Here is a 17620-nt window from a genome sequence, read left to right on the forward strand (position 1 = left end):
AAAACACTTGAACAAGCTGGGTCTTATTTGTATTATTAATACTATTGTATACAATTCGGTGTTTATCTATGAAAGCTAGTGTAGTATTTTTTACTCTTGTCGTCACTTTATTTGCGGGGAGTAGCTTTGCCGAGCAATCAAGACCGCCGTGGCAAGATCACCAAGTATTCGCGATTAATAAGCTAGAGCCCCATGCCAGCTTATTTCCTTTTGCCTCAAAAAAAGCAGCACTAGTTGATAATAAACAGCAAAGTCGACGTTTTATATTACTTAATGGTTTATGGCAATTTGATTGGCAAAGATCACCTAAAGATAAACCTCAAGGTTTTGAGCAGTTCAACTTTGATGATTCAAATTGGTCACAAATACCTGTACCTGGTAATTGGGAAGTAGAAGGTTTTGGCTATCCTATCTATTTAGATGAGCGTTTTCCGTTTAGCACTACTTGGCCTGATGCACCAACAGATTATAACCCTATTGGCTCTTATCGTAAGAAGTTTACTTTGCCTAGTCATTGGCAGAACAAACGAGTATACCTTCATGTAGGGGCGGCAAAATCATCGCTTGATGTTTGGCTAAATGGTAAAAAGGTCGGTTTTAGTCAAGGATCAAAAACACCGGCAGAATTTGACCTAACGCCATACATTAACAGTGATGAAAACCTACTTGCCTTTCAAATTCGTCGTTGGACCGACGCTAGTTACCTAGAAAGCCAAGATATGTTACGTATCTCCGGTATTGAACGCGATGTTTATCTTTTTGCCCGCGACAAACAACAAATATTTGATTTTCATGCCAAGCCAAAACTAAGTAAGGATTTCAGCCAGGCTAACTTTAGCGTTGAAATTGATGTAAATAACAAAGCTAAACAAGCTGCTAAAAATCTTAAATTAACTTACCAGCTGTTAGACCCACTTAATCATTATAAAGTTATCTTATCAGGGGAAAAATCAATCTCGGTTGGCGTAAATAAAAGTGCTCAAATTGAATTTAACGGTAACTTTAACCAGCCAAGGTTATGGAGCGCTGAAATACCTAATTTATATACTTTGGTAATGACATTATCAGACAGTAATGGGCAAGTTTTAGAAGTGGTAAAAGACGAGATAGGATTCAGGCATATTGAAGTAGTAAATAGCCAGTTAACTGTCAACGGGAAAGCTATTTATATTCGCGGTGTTGATAGACATGAAACTTCGCCTTTGCATGGTCATGTGGTGAGTAAAGCGTTAATGGAACAAGATATTAAGCTAATGAAGCAATTTAATATCAATGCCGTGCGTTCAAGCCATTACCCAAATGATCCCTATTGGTATGACCTTACTGATAAATATGGCCTTTATGTTATAGATGAAGCCAATATTGAATCACATCCATTAGCCATTGATGAAAAAACGCAGTTGGGTAATGAAATGAGTTGGTTACCGGCCCATCTAGATCGTACTAAACGTATGTTTGAGCGTGATAAAAACCATCCGTCTATTATTATTTGGTCTTTGGGTAATGAAGCGGGAGAGGGTAAAGTTTTTGAAGCGACCTACGCTTGGCTAAAAGAAAATGATGATAGTCGACTTGTGCAATATGAACCAGCAGGTGAAGAACACTATACTGATATTTTTGCGCCTATGTACCCTTCCATTGAACGTCTTGAAAAGTATGCTAAGTCTAATCCACATCGCCCAAGTATTATGATTGAATACGCTCATGCTATGGGAAATTCAGTAGGTAACTTACAAGACTATTGGAATGTTATTGAAAAGTATGACGTATTACAAGGTGGCTTTATTTGGGATTGGGTTGACCAGTCTTTAGAGTATACCAATAGTAATGGGGTGAAATACTGGGCTTATGGTAAAGATTTCCATCCTGATTTACCCAGTGATGGTAACTTCTTAAATAATGGCTTGGTTAATCCAAGCCGTGAACCTCATCCACACCTGTTTGAAGTTAAAAAAGTTTATCAACCAGTAAAATTTCAAGCGATAGGTTTAGCGAAAGCAAAATTTTCGATTACAAATAAATTTACTTTTAGTAATTTAAATTCTTATGACTTGCAATGGCAATTAACTGCAGATGGCGAAGCTGTCGCTCAAGGTCATCAAGGCATGCCTGATATTGCTGCGGGAGATACTAAATTGGTAACCTTAAATGAAGTCTTGCCTCATTTGCCTAAACATAGCGATAAAGAATATTTTATTACCTTGAAAATGGTGGTTAATGAACCTAAGCCGTTATTAGATAAAGAACATGAAGTGGCATTTGAGCAGTTTAAATTACCCGTTAAAGAAAGTTCGAGTACCAGCCAGAATAAGCAACTAGCTAAAGTAGGTACAGCGTTAAAGCTAACTCAAGGCAAAGAAAGTATTACCATCAGCAATGATAAAATACTGATTGCTTTTGACCAGCAATCAGGTTGGTTGAAACATTTTGATTATCAAGGGAAATCGTTAATCTCTACTTTAGTTAAGCAGCCGTTTAAAGTTAATTTTTGGCGGGCACCAACAGATAATGATTTAGGTAATGGTCTGCAAAAAAGGGCACAAATTTGGCAACAAGCAGCTAATAGTTTACAACTTTCCAAGCTTTCAAGCCAGCGAGTCAGTTTGCCTTCTGTAAACAAAGAACAAGCAGATATAGTTGTTAAAGCGGTTTACCGTAGCAAACTGTTTAAAGGTGATTATCAAGTTAGCTATCAAGTTTCTATTAATGGCAATATTCATGTAAGCAGTTCATTGAATTTGGCGGATAATCAAGAGTTACCTGATATACCTCGAATTGGTATGCAACTTATTATGCCTGGTGATTATCAATTTATTCGCTGGTTTGGTCGTGGACCCCATGAAAATTATGCTGATAGAAAAACTTCCGCAGCTATTGGTATTTATCAACTACCGATAAAACAGCAGATACACCATTACTCAAGACCGCAAGAAAATGGCAATAAAACAGGTGTTCGTTGGCTCGCAATTACTGCTCCGTCAGGTGCAGGATTACTCAGTGTTGGTGATGAAGAATTAAGTGTCAGTGCATGGCCATATTTACAGCGGGATATAGATTTTATTGCTGGTAAAGATGGTAGTGCTTCTGCTTCAGGTCTGGTGCCTGTTACCACTAAACACGGCGCAGAATTAATTATGCGTGATTTAGTGACAGTCAATATAGATCACAAACAAATGGGGGTTGGTGGCGATACTTCTTGGGGTCGATTAGTGCATGCCCAATATCGATTACCTGCTAAAAGTTATCAGTATGGCTTTACCTTGATCCCATTTATCGATAAAACTGCTATAGCTACCCTTGCACACTCAGTGGAGAATAAATAATGCTTCAAGAACATCAATCAGAACAAGAAATTACTACACCAGGCTTTTCTGAGGCTGAATTGTTGAAATTATTAGCAGACAATTATCAACTATCTGGCACATTAAAGCCGTTAGCTGGTTATTGTGATCAAAACCTATTATTGAGCACAGATACTGGTAAACGTTTTATTGTTAAGGTAGCAAACTCAGCTGAGAAACCGTTAGAACTAGCGATGCAAAATGCGGCCATGGCTCACTTAACTAATAAAGAGTTGGCTGTGCCACATGCTTTAGCTAACCAACAGCAAAAGCAAATGACGCGAATAACAGATGGTAGTGGCATTAATTTTAATTTAAGGGTACTGAGTTATTTAACTGGCGATTTTTATGCAGATATCAACACTAAGACACAGACAAGTGAGTTGTGGCAGTCCCTTGGTCAGTTTATCGCAGAAATTAATAACGGTTTAAGTGACTTTTCTCATCCGGGTGCCTATCGTTTTTTTGAATGGGATTTAGCTCATGGGTTCGGCATTTGCCAAACCAAGAAAGATTTGCTCAGCTCAGCAGAGCAAGTATTGGTTGAGCACTTCTTAGATATTTATCAAACACAAACCATGGCATTGCTTTCGCAGTGCCGCCAAGGTGTGATTCATAATGATGCGAATGACTATAACTTAATTGTTAACAGTACTGAATGTGCCACTAGCATAACTGGCTTGATTGATTTTGGCGATATGGTCTTTAGCCATGTGATCAATGAATTAGCGATCACTTGCGCTTATGCATTAATGAAACAAGCAGATCCTATTAATGCTTTAGTGACAATTGTTGCTAGCTATCATCAGCATAATCAATTAACAGCAACCGAGCTTGAAGTCTTATTATCTCTTATCGCTTTACGTTTGTGTGTGAGTGTCTGTAATTCAGCACAAGCTATAAAAGCGCAGCCAGATAATGACTATTTATTAATCTCAGCAAAACCCGCATGGCAATTATTAACACAGCTGAAAAAGCAGAATGCTTACTCGGTATTGTGTCAACTTCGTTTAGCTTGTGGCTTTGAAACTGATAGCGGTAAAAGCAAAACCGATATAACCAGCTTTCGTAAAAAGCATCTAGGTAAAACCCTAAGCTTGAGTTATCAACAGCCACTTAAAATTGTCCGTGGTCAAGGCGCTTATCTTTTTGATGAACAAGGGCGACGTTATTTAGATATGGTCAATAATGTTTGTCATGTTGGTCACTGTCACCCTAAAGTTGTCTCTGCAGGACAAGAGCAGTTAGGCAAGCTCAATACTAATACGCGTTATTTACACGATAACATTGTTAATTATGCCGAGAAACTATTGGCAACCATGCCTGATGAATTATCTGTCTGTATGTTAGTTAACTCGGGTAGTGAAGCCAATGAACTGGCTTTTCGATTGGCAAAAAATTACAGCAAAGGCACAGAGTTATTGGTAGTTGACGGCGCGTATCATGGCAATACCAATGCTTGTATTGAAGCCAGCCCTTATAAATTTGATGGTCCAGGTGGAGCTGGCGCTGCTGAATATGTGCATATTGTTGATTTGCCTGACCCTTATCGTGGCACCCATCTTGGTAATAGCCCTGAAACTACAAACGCTTATGCCGACAGTGTTAACAAGGTATTGAGTAACATTGCCGAGCAAAAGAAAAAACCGAGTGCCTTTATTTGTGAATCACTGCAAGGAGTCGCCGGACAAATTATTATGCCCGATGGCTATTTATCTGCAGTTTATGAAAAAGTAAGAGCTGCTGGTGGTGTTTGTATTGCCGATGAAGTACAAGTAGGTTTTGGCCGTGTTGGCACTCATATGTGGGCTTTTGAAACCCAAGGTGTTACGCCTGACATAGTTACCTTAGGAAAACCTATTGGTAATGGCCATCCTATGGCGGCCGTTATTACTACACAAGCCATTGCTGATGCTTTTGTTAACGGCATGGAGTACTTCAACACCTTTGGTGGTAATCCGGTGTCATGCGCCATTGGTAGCGCTGTGTTAGATGTTATTCATGATGAAAACTTACAGCAGCATGCATTGCAGTTAGGTGCTTATTTCATGGCGCAATTAGAACAAGTTCAACAAGACTTTGCCTTAATTGGTGATGTACGTGGTTTAGGTTTGTTTATTGGTGTTGAACTCGTTGAAGATAGAGTAACGAAAGAGCCAGCTACCGATAAAACCGGGCTGTTGGTTGAATTCTTTAAAGAACACAATATATTATTAAGTACTGAAGGGCGCTATTACAATATCTTGAAGATCAAACCACCTTTGGCATTTAGCAAAACTGATGCCGATGAATTTATTAGTGTGCTGAGGTTGGGCTTGGCAAAGTTTAGTTAATGGTTATTAGGTAACCTGAACTCTTGATAATCAAATACATTGAAACATTGATAGGATTTATCGCTACTTAATCTTGTAAATTTTATTGTTAACAACCTAAATTATTGTTTTTACTTAATACCAAGCACTCATTATCCAGAGTTCAGGTAAGGCATTAAATAGTTTAACTCACAAAAAAGCCTGCTTAGTCGCAGGCTTTTTATTGGGCATAAAATCAGTGTTTATGTCTTTTGCAGTGTGATCTCTTCACCTAATTCAGCAAGTTTTTCCATCCACTTAGCTACTTCGATAGCTTGATGTGGGGCTGCACTTACGCCAGATTTTGCGGTACCATCTATTACCGATTCAATAGCAAAACTTACTGGAATAGAAACAAGACGAGCCATAGCTTGACCTTTTTCATTGCCACAAGAGTCAAGTAAGTAACTTTGTTGCCACACGTTTTCATCGGCTTTTTTAGCGACTAACTCAACATGCAAGACCACACGGTCCGGTTCATTTTCAGCGTAGCTGTATTTGCGTTCTAGCTCTTCACTAATGGTTTTTAATTCTTGCTCTGCTGTTTCAGCAGAAGCAGATGATGTCAGCGTCGCAACTTTATCAAATAAACCAGCCCATGCGTCTGACCAACCAGCTAAACGTAATGTACCACGGACAAATTGTTGAACATTTTCATTTTCAAGCTGGTATTGCGCCATGAAAGGCAATGAATCTCTGTTGGGGTAACATTGAAACGTTTCACGACCATTTGCTAAATCAATGCTGTAATCGGCTAAGGCTTCCCAAGGGGCATTCGATGTGCCGACGTTACCATTCTCTAGCCATTTTGCCGGAGATTTTAACGCTTTTAGTACACCTAGTGGTGACCAACTAAATTTGTATTTAAAATCATTAGCAACTTTTGGAAAGCCACCACAGTAAGAGCGGAAATATAATTCGTTATCGCTATTATATTGCTCACTACTTTTGTAATTATCAACTAAGGCATGGGCTAATAAATGGTCTAAACCAGGATCTAAACCAACTTCATTGACGAAGCATAATGATGACTCTTTAGCTTTTTCATCTAATGCCTGCATTTCAGGGGAAATATAACTACTTGAAACAAAGTGAGCTTTTTTAGCCAAACACAACTCTGCAACTTGTATATGCATAGTTGCTGGTAACATGGATATTAGAATATCACCGGCTACTACAGTATCGTTTAACGATGCCCAATCGAGTGTTTTTATTTCGATTTTATCGATGATACTTTTAAGTGCAGTTTGAGCTTTACCTAAGCTTCTATTCCATACGATTACCTTGCGATTATCGTGCGCTAACTTTTCGATGCCTGGAATAGATGAGAGACCGGCGCCAAGCCAATGAATGGTTGCTGACATAAGTGTTCCTTATTATTTATAAAAGCGGCAGTTGTTTTAAAGTGCGGCTGTTTTGTTGTTAAATAAATCTAATGCTTTAGGCCAAACACCTTGGCTTTGATCATTTAGAGTTAATAGGTGTGTAACTAATTGTTGGCCATAATCTTCACTGCTTTCTTTTGGCAATAACGAAGGTAAATGATCAATGGCAATTAGGTTTAAAGGTTTTTCCCCGGCAATTATTGAAATACAGGGTGATTTGAAAGTAGTGCATTGATGATAAATAGGTAGCGGATTGTAACTACCATAAGGGTCACAGCTAACATCAGCAATAATTGCTAATGAACGATTGTCATCATCTAATAACTCTTTAGTGATAAAGGGCGGTAAATCTTCATTAATAAATACACAATTAACTAAAATATCCATAGTGAGTATCTCTAAAAATGGACCACCTTTTTTAGTTTCTTTGATATCCCATTCTATTGTTTCTAGGTCAAGCGCTTTAGCTAGAGCGACAGCGCCAGAGCCACTTCGACCTTTAGCGCCAATGACTAATACCTTAGGTTTTTTATTACTTTTAGCCAGAGAATCAGATAATTCTTTTAATAAAATCTGCTGACTGGCATATGAATTTATATCAGCCAATGGTGGGGTTACCTTTGCTTGTTGATTTACCCAAGCCATAACAGCTAAAGCGGCACCAGCAAAGCCAGCCCAATAACCAAAAGCGGCTATGCGTCGATTATTGTTATCAACTAAGTATTCAAGATCTAATAATTTCCCTTGCCCTTGAGTAAAACGATTTAGCAGTGCTTGCCAGCCTTCCTGCTCTTTATAGGCGTGAGCAAAATAAATATGCTGATGAGATAGCGGAAACTTATCTTCAGGCAGTTCCTTTAACGCTAAAATAATGGCATTACTTGGTGCATTGACCCAGCTACCCTCTGCGGCGATTTCAACACCTGAGCTTTGGTACTCATCTAGAGAAAAAATACTTTGCCTTGATGATTCTATAGTTACTTTAAAACCTGCTTCAAGTAGCTGTTTGGCACTTTGCGGTGTTAATGCAGTACGTTGTTCTTGAGGTTTACTTTCGGCTCTTAACCACAGATGAGTTTGTGTCATAGCTCTGTTCTCTAATTTATCGGTTTATTTGTAGTATAAATACTATGGTATACTGTATTTCAATTTGACGATATAGTTTTATTAATAACAGTGGGCTTTAAACAAGTGTTCATCAGTGACACTTTGACTGAGGGTATAATAGGTTTTTATTACTAAAAAGTGCCAAGCATTGGGTGAGCTACCTTATCTGATGCACACCAGCTTTCAATTTATGGCAAGTTATTATTTACAGTGGTTATAACAATGCGATGATGTGCAGCCATTAAAGCTAAAGCGCTTTTAAAAACTAAGCAATAAATAACCACATAGAAGATAAAATTAACAAAACGCCTAATATTTTACTGAATAACACACCGTTAGGTACCAGCTTTTCAATGAACACTATAAACGTTAAGGCAATAATCCATAGTAAATTCATTACACCAAAAACGAGTAGTAATGCCATTAATATCCAACAACAGCCTAGACAGTATTGGCCATGGCTAACGCCCATTTTAAATGTGCCAATAGCACCTTCTTGCCATGAAGAAGTAATAAATCCTAATGGTGATCGACAATGATTTAAACAACGTTGTTTGATGGGCAGCCATTGGTATACCCCAGCTAATAATAGTATTAAACAAGTAAATTCAAGCTGAGCGCTTTTCATCATGGGTGTTAACAAGGCTAAGTGATGAAACCACCATTGCAGCAAGGTAATAGCGAAGCTATAGCAAAGCCAAGCAAGTAAGTAGCCTAAAATAAAATAAATACTTGAGCTATACGCTGCATTACGTGCCTCACGCTGGTGGTTTATTTTCTCTATCAGGTGAAATATTGGTAGGGCAGAAGGTAGCATCATAGCCGCCATCATGATTGCCCACATGATAAATAACAAAATAACATCTACATAGTCCCATTGAGCTACAGGCGACATATTCATTTTCATGATAAAAAATATGTAATACCAAGCCACGCTGATAATGGCGAATGCAACAAACATTGGCCAATGCTTTACTAGATGGCTTGCTCTGATCATGTAGGAGTAATCCTTATCGTCATGTGTTTAGTTAGACCAATTAACTTCGGCTTTAGCAGCAAAATGACCGACATGATTAAACGACATCATATTATGTTTTATCGACATACTTTTAGTTGTACCTATGATGCCATCATTCCAAAAAAAGCCACCATCAGGATAAGTAATATGCACATTTTGATCTTCGCCATTCATTGGGTTTATTAAGGGTGTATGCTCAACTTCAATTACATCAGGAATACTAAAACTGGACTTTTTATCATCCGTTTCCATTTGAATTTCAGTAACTATCGGCCCTTCGAGTTCAGAAAATGTTCCTGCCAAAGCTTCGAATGGCATGCCGCCAAATTGGCCGGTGAATATGCTGGCGATAGCAGCCACTTGCTCAAGAGAGGCTGCAGAGTCTATGAATAATATCGCTTTTCCGTCACCTTGATGAATGGCCTTTGGCCACGCGGCAGCAAGAATAACTTTAATGTTAGCTAAATCAAGTGTATTCAAATGCCCCGACTTTATATAGAAACCTATCAATGCTTCACAGCTGCCTGATTCACTATCAGGAAAACCGGAGAACTGACAACCACAGCCATGACTGCAATTACAGCATTCGATTTGATGCATTGATAACGACCAAGTGTTTTTATTAGATTCTTCATTGGACATGAGAACCTCCACAAAAATTATAAAACAAGTTATCAGTATAGGTCGTTTTTTATACAGGTAAATGGATTTACGGTAATTGAGGGAGAAAATAATTAACATTATGAGCTAAGTTGAAAAGAAGAAATTGCCTTACAATTAGCTATACTTAACGGATGTCTAACATATTTATTTAGTGCAGTTATGTTGAACTTATAACTCACTGATAAAGAGGTAAGTTATGAAAAAGATATTTTTTCTATTAATGGCAACTTATTTATTATCAGCATCAGCGTTTGCTGACCATGCTTGGTCGTCTTATCACTGGGCAAGAACAACGGCTTCTTTTGATTTAATTATTATCAATAGCACTACCACAGACTGGCATGGCTATGTCGGGCAAGCCGTTAATGATTGGTCAGTAAGTGGGAAAGTCGACTTAATTGAAGATGGTGAGGGATCAACCAATAAAAAAGTACGGCGTCAATGTAAAGCACCTGATGGCAAAGTACGTATATGCAATTTAGCCTATGGTCAAACCGGTTGGTTAGGCATTGCCGGCATATCTCTGGATGCTGAAGGACACATCACTCGTGGTTATACCAAACTCAATGATACTTACTTTTCTCGGAATGATTATAACAGTGTCGATTGGAAGCAAAGTGTTACTTGTCAAGAGTTAGGGCATAATTTGGGTTTAGGTCATCAAGATGAAGATTTTGATTTAGCCTCTTCTACCTCGTGTATGGAATATCAAGATCCACCTTTCTTGAGCCCGGACTCACATGACTATGAGGAGTTGGTAGCTATATATGATAATGTTGATAGTTATAATTCATATTCAGGTGGAGCGAGTACAGGTGGTAACTCAACTGATGGTAATTCGTGTAATGCACCCAAAGGTAAGGGCTGTAATAAATCAGATAAACCATCGAGCAATAGTGAAATAGGTTGGGGTATGTCATTAGGACGCCGAAGTAATAAAGAAGTCTTCATTCGAATTGATCGCCATGGGATCAAACACTTAACTTATGTTACTTGGGCGAAAGATCATTAGCCTACAAGACTAATTTGAAGTGTGTATTCGTTTGTTTATTTGTTAAGCTTTATCATTTAAGGTATGACAACGTTATAAGGAAAATAACGATGAAAAGGTTAACAGCTAAGCTCGCACATAATTATATACTTCCGCCTCTATGTGCGTTGTTTTTAGGCGCTTGTGCTGGTCCCAGTACCGCTGTTCTAGGCCAAGCGCAATCCGAGTGGGACTTTGACCACCAGCTACAATTTAAAAAGACAATATTTGATGCAGATCATTATCAGCTAGAAGTCATAGCCAACAATAAGGTTAGCTTTGAGCGTTTATCTGCTTTTTTACTGCGCCGTAGTTATTTAATTTGTGGTCAGTATGGCTACAAACTTGAATTAATTAAAGGGGTTGAGAGTTTTGATTTTCCCCGTGCCTCACCCAATTTAATCATGCCCAACTTAACCGCTAAGCTTGAGTGTGCAATACATAAATAATTTAGAATTTAATCTTGTACAGAAGTGATTGATTCGAGGCCTATGAATACTTTTTGAATATCAAAGTGAAAATATAAGTTTGAGTCAAAAAATGTATATAAAGCAAATCAAAAATGGGGGCTACTTATAAAAGTAGCCCCCATTTTGTATTCAGTTATTAAAATAGAGCATCTAGCTAGCTCTTAATTAGCTCCTAGTTAGGAACTAGACTACTTTAATTGGTACTGCTTGAGCAGTGTATTTAGTAGTCATCTCATGTGTAGGTGGGGCAAATCGAGTTAAATCGATACCTTCTACTGCTGATTTGTACTCTTCAATTGTTGGGAAACGACCCAGCATAGTTGATAGCACAACTAATGGTGTAGAGCCAAGTAACGATTCGCCTTTTTTCTCAGCAGTGTCGGCAACAACACGGCCTTGGAACAAACGTGTAGAAGTAGCAATTACCGTATCACCTGGTTCAGCTTTTTCTTGGTTACCCATACATAAGTTACAGCCTGGACGTTCAAGATACATGATGTTTTCGTATTTGGTACGAGCAGCACCTTTCGGGTGTGCATCATCAAATTCAAAACCTGAGTATTTTTGTAAAATATCCCAATCGCCTTCAGCTTTAAGCTCATCAACAATATTGTAAGTTGGTGGAGCAACAACTAATGGTGCTTTAAATGCTATTTTGTTACCTTGTGCTTCAATATTACGGAACATTTGCGCGATGATTTGCATATCACCTTTGTGAACCATACAAGAGCCAACAAAGCCTAAATCAACTGATTTATCAGCGTAGAATGAAACAGGGCGAATAACATCGTGGGTGTAACGTTTAGAAGCATCTGCGTTGTTTACATCTGGATCAGCAATCATTGGCTGGTCGATAACATCTAAGTCAATCACAACTTCTGCGTAGTATTTAGCCGCATCATCTGGTGCTAATGCAGGCGTTTCACCTGATTTAATACCTTCGATGCGTTTGTCAGCTAAAGCAATTAAACCGTTAAGTGTTTTAGCTTCGTTTTCCATACCCTTGTTGATCATAATTTGGATACGGCTCTTAGCAAGCTCAAGTGATTGAACTAAAGTGTCATCTTCAGAGATACAAATAGAAGCTTTTGCTTTCATCTCTGCAGACCAATCAGTAAAGGTGAATGCTTGGTCAGCTAATAACGTACCAATATGTACTTCAATGATGCGACCCTGGAATACGTTCTCACCACCAAATTGCTTAAGCATTTGTGCTTGAGTAGCATGAACTACATCACGGAAATCCATGTGGTCTTGCATGTTACCTTTAAAAGTAACTTTTACAGACTCTGGGATTGGCATTGCAGACTCACCAGTCGCTAGTGCGATTGCTACTGTGCCTGAGTCAGCACCAAAGGCGACACCTTTAGACATACGAGTATGCGAGTCACCACCAATGATGATGGCGCGATCGTCTACGGTGATATCATTCAATACTTTATGGATAACATCAGTCATTGCAGGATATTGACCCTTAGGATCACGCGCGGTGATAAGGCCAAATTTGTTCATGAAACTCATTAGTTTAGGAATGTTTGCTTTAGCTTTACTGTCCCAAACTGAAGCTGTGTGACAACCTGACTGATAAGCACCGTCAACAAGTGGAGAAATAGTAGAAGCAGCCATCGCTTCTAACTCTTGGCAAGTCATTGGACCGGTAGTATCTTGAGAGCCAACAATGTTCACTTTTACACGAACATCTGAGCCTGCATGTAATGGTGTTGCAGACGTTACACCAACAGCGTTGTTATTAAATATTTTTTCAACGGCGGTTAAACCTTGGCCTTCATGTGAAATTTCTTTTGAAGTTGCATATACAGGTGTAGTTACTACGCCTAGTGTTTCTGCCGCGAACGTTTGTAATTTCTTACCAAATGTTACCGCGTAAGAACCACCTGCTTTCATGAATTCGACTTTCTGTGGGGTGAAAGCAGAAGATACGTCAGCTAACTCTTTATCGCCGTTGTATAACTTCATCGCTTTAGTATCGATAGTTAATAGTGTGCCAGTAGCTACTGAGTAAGCTTCTTCTAAAACTGTATCACCATTTTCGTCCACAACTGTATTGCCATTAGCATCGACTTTCTTAACCCAGTTTTTAAGGTCAAGACCAATACCGCCAGTTACATCAACAGTAGTAAGGAAGATAGGAGAAATACCGTTAGTACCTGCAACTACAGGCGCAATGTTAATGAATGGTACGTATGGACTTGCTTGCTTACCTGCTAATAGTGCAACGTTATTAACACCAGACATACGAGATGAACCAACACCCATAGTGCCTTTTTCAGCAATCAACATAACTTTAGCGTTAGGATGTTTAACTTGTAATGCTTTTATTTCAGCTTGAGCCTCTGGTGTGCTCATGCAGTGGCCATGTAATTCACGGTCAGCACGTGAGTGAGCTTGATGGCCTGGAGATAATAAATCAGTAGAGATATCGCCTTCACCAGCGATATAAGTAACGATTTCAACTTTTTCTTCTACTTCAGGAAGCTTAGTGAAAAACTCAGCTTGTGCGTAGCTTTCAAGAATGTCTTTAGCAATTGCGTTGCCAGCTTTAAAAGCGGATTCAAGACGAGCAGTATCTGCATCGTATAGGAACACTTGTGTTTTTAATACGTTTGAGGCTTGGGTAGCTAACGCTGCGTCATTACCTAATGCAAGGTCAAGCAATACTTCAATTGAAGGGCCGCCTTTCATGTGTGAAAGTAATTCAAAAGCAAATGTTGGCGTAATTTCAGCAACAACAAATTCACCTAAAATAATTTCTTTTAAGAATTTTGCTTTTTCACCAGCAGCGCTAGTTGTACCAGGTAAGGTATTATAGATGAAGAAGTTAAGAGAATCTTCACGGTGCGCATTGGCTTGATCTTTAATTTGAGTAATGATTTCTGCTAATAAATCAGCAGCATCAATTGGCTTAGGCGCTAAGCCAAGATCATTTTTACGACTTTCAATTTCTTTGATATATTCTAAATAAAGACTCATTTAATACTCTCTTTTAGCTTTTAATATTCTAATAACATTTGCTGATTTGTAGTAATCAGCAATCAGGACAAATTTTTCTCTATTTTACCTGATTTTCTAAGCACTACGTAATCATTTGCTTAAATAAGCACTATTCATATTGGTTATAGTTGGTAGTGGATATAGTTATAGTGGTTATACCACTTTGCTAGTAAAGCTTTCTTCACAATAAGTGTTAACTATCAGTTTTTTGATACCTATGCCTGATCATTATCGTCTATATTTGGTGATATAGTGATTTATAGTCATAATTCTTGCTGTTCGTTAACTTTTAACTACGTATCAGCAAGGTATCGATAATTTTTAATCGTGGATACTTAAAAACTTTGTCCTAATCTTGATGTATAAATCATCGAGTTCAATCAAAAGAAGTATTAAGTATCCCCTAGCAAAAGGTGAGAGTCGTGCTTCAAGAATATCGTAACCACATAGCGGAACGTGCAGCTGAAGGTATCGTACCTAAAGCTTTAGACGCTGAGAAAACAGCAGCATTAGTTGAATTAATTAAAAACCCACCAGTAGGTGAAGAAGCTTTTTTAATTGATTTATTAAGTAATCGTGTGCCAGCAGGTGTTGATGATGCAGCTTACATTAAAGCAGGTTTTTTAGCCGCTGTTACTAAAGGTGAAGTCATTTCACCGATCTTAAGTGCTGAAAAAGCCACACAATTATTAGGCACCATGTTAGGTGGTTACAACATTCAGCCGATGATCGATCTACTGGAATGTGAAAAATTATCAGCGACAGCAGCTAAGGGTTTATCAAACACCTTATTAATGTTTGATGCTTTTCATGACGTGCAAGAAAAAGCTGCAGCGGGAAATGCTGCAGCTAAGCAGGTTATGCAATCTTGGGCTGATGCAGAGTGGTTCACCTCAAAAAACAAAGTAGCGACAAAAATTACAGTTAAAGTATTTAAAGTTACCGGTGAAACTAACACTGATGATTTATCACCAGCACCAGATGCTTGGTCTCGTCCTGATATTCCTCTGCACGCCAAAGCAATGCTTAAAATAGCACGTCAAGGTATCACCCCTGATAAGGACGGCAGCGTCGGACCAATCGCTCAGCTTAAAGAAATGCAAAAAGATGGCATCCCACTCGCTTATGTGGGTGATGTTGTTGGTACGGGATCTTCTCGTAAATCAGCCACTAACTCGGTTTTATGGTTTATGGGTGATGATATTCCTTATATCCCTAACAAACGTGGTGGCGGTGTTTGTCTCGGCGGTAAAATTGCACCTATTTTTTATAACACCATGGAAGATTCAGGCGCATTGCCGATTGAATTAGACGTACAAAAAATGCACATGGGTGATGTTATTGATATTTACCCTTATCAAGGCATTGTTAAAAACGCCGCTGGCGAGGTGATTTCTGAATTTAAACTTAGCTCGGTATTGTTAGATGAAGTTCGTGCTGGTGGCCGTATTCCATTAATCATTGGCCGTGGTTTAACAGGACGTGCTCGTGAAGCATTAGGTCTTGAGGTAACCGATTTATTTGCTGTACCGGTTGACCCAGCAGCTTCTACAAAAGGTTTTACTTTAGCGCAGAAAATGGTTGGTAAAGCGTGTGATGTAGCCGGTGTTCGTCCCGGCCAATACTGTGAGCCTAAAATGACTACAGTAGGATCGCAAGATACAACCGGCCCAATGACCCGTGATGAATTGAAAGATTTAGCCTGTTTAGGTTTCTCCGCTGATTTAACTATGCAATCTTTCTGTCATACCTCAGCTTATCCTAAACCTGTTGATGTTATCACTCATCACACTCTGCCTGATTTCATGATGAACCGTGGCGGTGTTTCACTTCGCCCTGGCGATGGGGTCATACACTCGTGGTTAAACCGCATGTTATTACCCGATACAGTAGGTACTGGAGGGGATTCTCATACACGTTTCCCATTAGGTATTTCTTTCCCTGCAGGCTCTGGTTTAGTTGCTTTTGCGGCGGCAACAGGTGTTATGCCGCTTGATATGCCAGAATCAATTTTGGTGCGCTTTAAAGGTGAAATGCAACCCGGTATCACCTTACGTGATCTTGTGCATGCAATTCCTTACTACGGTATCAAGAAAGGTTTATTAACTGTTGAAAAAGCGGGTAAAATCAATGAATTCTCAGGTCGAGTACTAGAAATAGAGGGCCTGAAAGGTTTATCAGTTGAGCAAGCATTTGAATTATCCGATGCCTCAGCAGAGCGCAGCGCTGCTGGTTGTTCAATTAAACTTGAAGAAGACTCAGTGAGTGAGTACTTAAACTCTAACATTGTTATGCTTAAGTGGATGATTAGCGAGGGTTATGGTGATGTTCGTACCATTACTCGTCGTATTAAAGGTATGCAAGCATGGTTAGCTAGCCCTTCATTAATGACTGCTGATGCAGATGCTGAATATGCGCACATTATAGAAATTGATTTAGCTGATATCAAAGAGCCTATCGTTTGTTGCCCTAATGATCCGGATGATGCGAAACTTCTTTCAGATGTCGCTGGTGTTGAAGTAGATGAAGTATTTATTGGTTCATGTATGACAAATATTGGCCACTTCCGCGCCGCAGGTAAATTGATTGAAACCTTCCTTGAAAAGAGTGGCGGTTCACTGCCAACACGTATGTGGGTTACACCGCCAACAAAAATGGATAGTGCACAGCTTAAAGATGAAGGTTACTTTAACATTTATGGTAAAGCTGGTGCTCGTGTAGAAACTCCGGGTTGTTCCTTATGTATGGGTAACCAAGCACGTGTAGGTGATAATACTACAGTATTGTCTACTTCAACACGTAACTTCCCTAACCGTTTAGGTAATGGCGCCAATGTTTACCTAACTTCAGCTGAACTTGCCGGTGTTGGCGCAATCTTAGGTAAATTGCCTACACCGGCAGAGTATATGGAATATGCTTCACAAATTGATGCAACGGCTGCGGATACTTATCGTTATTTGAACTTCGATAAGATGGAAGAGTACACCAAGAAAGCCGATACAGTAATCTTACAAGTCGAAGCCTAATTTGAAGTTTTCTTCTTACTAAGCATTGCTCTTTCGTTGTCGACTGTACTCACCTAGTAAACTAGGCTCCGTGCACTCTCCTAGAAACAGCTTCACTTAGATTGAAGAAAATCTTCAAATGAATTTATCTATATAAAATGCCATCTTGTTAACACAAGGTGGCGTTTTTATTTGTATCGATTAAATATCAAGACCCACAATTCGACTAAGCACTGAA

At 39.0% G+C, this 17620-nt stretch carries 10 protein-coding genes; 5 read left to right on the forward strand and 5 right to left on the reverse strand.

Features of this window, described 5'->3' with window-relative positions; all coding sequences use genetic code 11:
* Window positions 1-68 precede the first annotated feature (68 nt).
* A complete protein-coding gene (gene lacZ, locus GAB14E_RS10435; RefSeq protein ID WP_033082597.1) occupies window positions 69-3323 on the forward strand; it encodes a beta-galactosidase, LacZ type in 3255 nt (1084 codons plus the stop codon).
* The gene (locus GAB14E_RS10430; RefSeq protein ID WP_052093719.1) at window positions 3323-5674 is read left to right on the forward strand and encodes an aminotransferase class III-fold pyridoxal phosphate-dependent enzyme; all 2352 of its coding nucleotides are present in this window, start codon (window positions 3323-3325) and stop codon (window positions 5672-5674) included. Before lacZ ends, GAB14E_RS10430 begins: the two co-directional genes overlap by 1 nt.
* 221 nt (window positions 5675-5895) lie before the next feature.
* Here GAB14E_RS10430 and GAB14E_RS10425 read toward each other — a convergent pair whose 3' ends face one another.
* From GAB14E_RS10425 to GAB14E_RS10410, 4 genes are all read right to left on the reverse strand, one after another.
* Complete coding sequence (locus GAB14E_RS10425) at window positions 5896-7056, reverse strand: saccharopine dehydrogenase C-terminal domain-containing protein (protein WP_033082598.1); 1161 nt, start codon at window positions 7054-7056, stop codon at window positions 5896-5898.
* A gap of 36 nt (window positions 7057-7092) precedes the next feature.
* Window positions 7093-8163 (reverse strand): saccharopine dehydrogenase, encoded by a 1071-nt coding sequence (locus GAB14E_RS10420; protein WP_033082599.1) that lies wholly within the window; start codon window positions 8161-8163, stop codon window positions 7093-7095.
* 286 nt (window positions 8164-8449) lie between these two features.
* Window positions 8450-9181, reverse strand: coding sequence for a DUF2182 domain-containing protein (locus GAB14E_RS10415; RefSeq protein ID WP_033082600.1), 732 nt, complete (start codon window positions 9179-9181; stop codon window positions 8450-8452).
* A 27-nt stretch (window positions 9182-9208) separates the two neighbouring features.
* Window positions 9209-9844: a DUF1326 domain-containing protein gene (locus GAB14E_RS10410; RefSeq protein ID WP_033082601.1), complete on the reverse strand. Its 636-nt coding sequence runs from the start codon at window positions 9842-9844 to the stop codon at window positions 9209-9211.
* A gap of 217 nt (window positions 9845-10061) precedes the next feature.
* Between GAB14E_RS10410 and GAB14E_RS10405 the strand changes: the two genes are divergently transcribed.
* Window positions 10062-10877, forward strand: coding sequence for a hypothetical protein (locus GAB14E_RS10405; protein ID WP_033082602.1), 816 nt, complete (start codon window positions 10062-10064; stop codon window positions 10875-10877).
* Window positions 10878-10966: 89 nt separating this feature from the next.
* Window positions 10967-11344 carry a hypothetical protein gene (locus GAB14E_RS10400; protein WP_033082603.1) on the forward strand — a complete coding sequence of 126 codons (378 nt, stop codon included), beginning with the start codon at window positions 10967-10969 and terminating at the stop codon, window positions 11342-11344.
* A gap of 204 nt (window positions 11345-11548) precedes the next feature.
* Here GAB14E_RS10400 and GAB14E_RS10395 read toward each other — a convergent pair whose 3' ends face one another.
* Window positions 11549-14356, reverse strand: a complete 2808-nt coding sequence (locus GAB14E_RS10395; RefSeq protein ID WP_081967817.1) for a bifunctional aconitate hydratase 2/2-methylisocitrate dehydratase — start codon at window positions 14354-14356, stop codon at window positions 11549-11551.
* Between the two features lie 443 nt (window positions 14357-14799).
* Here GAB14E_RS10395 and acnB point away from each other — a divergent pair, with 443 nt between their 5' ends.
* Complete coding sequence (gene acnB, locus GAB14E_RS10390; protein WP_033082604.1) at window positions 14800-17403, forward strand: bifunctional aconitate hydratase 2/2-methylisocitrate dehydratase; 2604 nt, start codon at window positions 14800-14802, stop codon at window positions 17401-17403.
* The last annotated feature ends 217 nt before the right edge of the window (window positions 17404-17620 follow it).

This window comes from Colwellia psychrerythraea (assembly GCF_000764185.1).
GTDB classification, from domain to species: Bacteria; Pseudomonadota; Gammaproteobacteria; order Enterobacterales; family Alteromonadaceae; genus Colwellia; species Colwellia psychrerythraea_B.

What these genes read in the sequence shown, in the direction of transcription:
- lacZ (WP_033082597.1), top strand. Translation starts at nt 69, where the DNA reads ATGAAAGCTAGTGTAGTATTTTTTACTCTTGTCGTCACTTTATTTGCG.
- GAB14E_RS10430 (WP_052093719.1), top strand. Translation starts at nt 3,323, where the DNA reads ATGCTTCAAGAACATCAATCAGAACAAGAAATTACTACACCAGGCTTT.
- GAB14E_RS10425 (WP_033082598.1), bottom strand. Translation starts at nt 7,056, where the DNA reads ATGTCAGCAACCATTCATTGGCTTGGCGCCGGTCTCTCATCTATTCCA.
- GAB14E_RS10420 (WP_033082599.1), bottom strand. Translation starts at nt 8,163, where the DNA reads ATGACACAAACTCATCTGTGGTTAAGAGCCGAAAGTAAACCTCAAGAA.
- GAB14E_RS10415 (WP_033082600.1), bottom strand. Translation starts at nt 9,181, where the DNA reads ATGATCAGAGCAAGCCATCTAGTAAAGCATTGGCCAATGTTTGTTGCA.
- GAB14E_RS10410 (WP_033082601.1), bottom strand. Translation starts at nt 9,844, where the DNA reads ATGTCCAATGAAGAATCTAATAAAAACACTTGGTCGTTATCAATGCAT.
- GAB14E_RS10405 (WP_033082602.1), top strand. Translation starts at nt 10,062, where the DNA reads ATGAAAAAGATATTTTTTCTATTAATGGCAACTTATTTATTATCAGCA.
- GAB14E_RS10400 (WP_033082603.1), top strand. Translation starts at nt 10,967, where the DNA reads ATGAAAAGGTTAACAGCTAAGCTCGCACATAATTATATACTTCCGCCT.
- GAB14E_RS10395 (WP_081967817.1), bottom strand. Translation starts at nt 14,356, where the DNA reads ATGAGTCTTTATTTAGAATATATCAAAGAAATTGAAAGTCGTAAAAAT.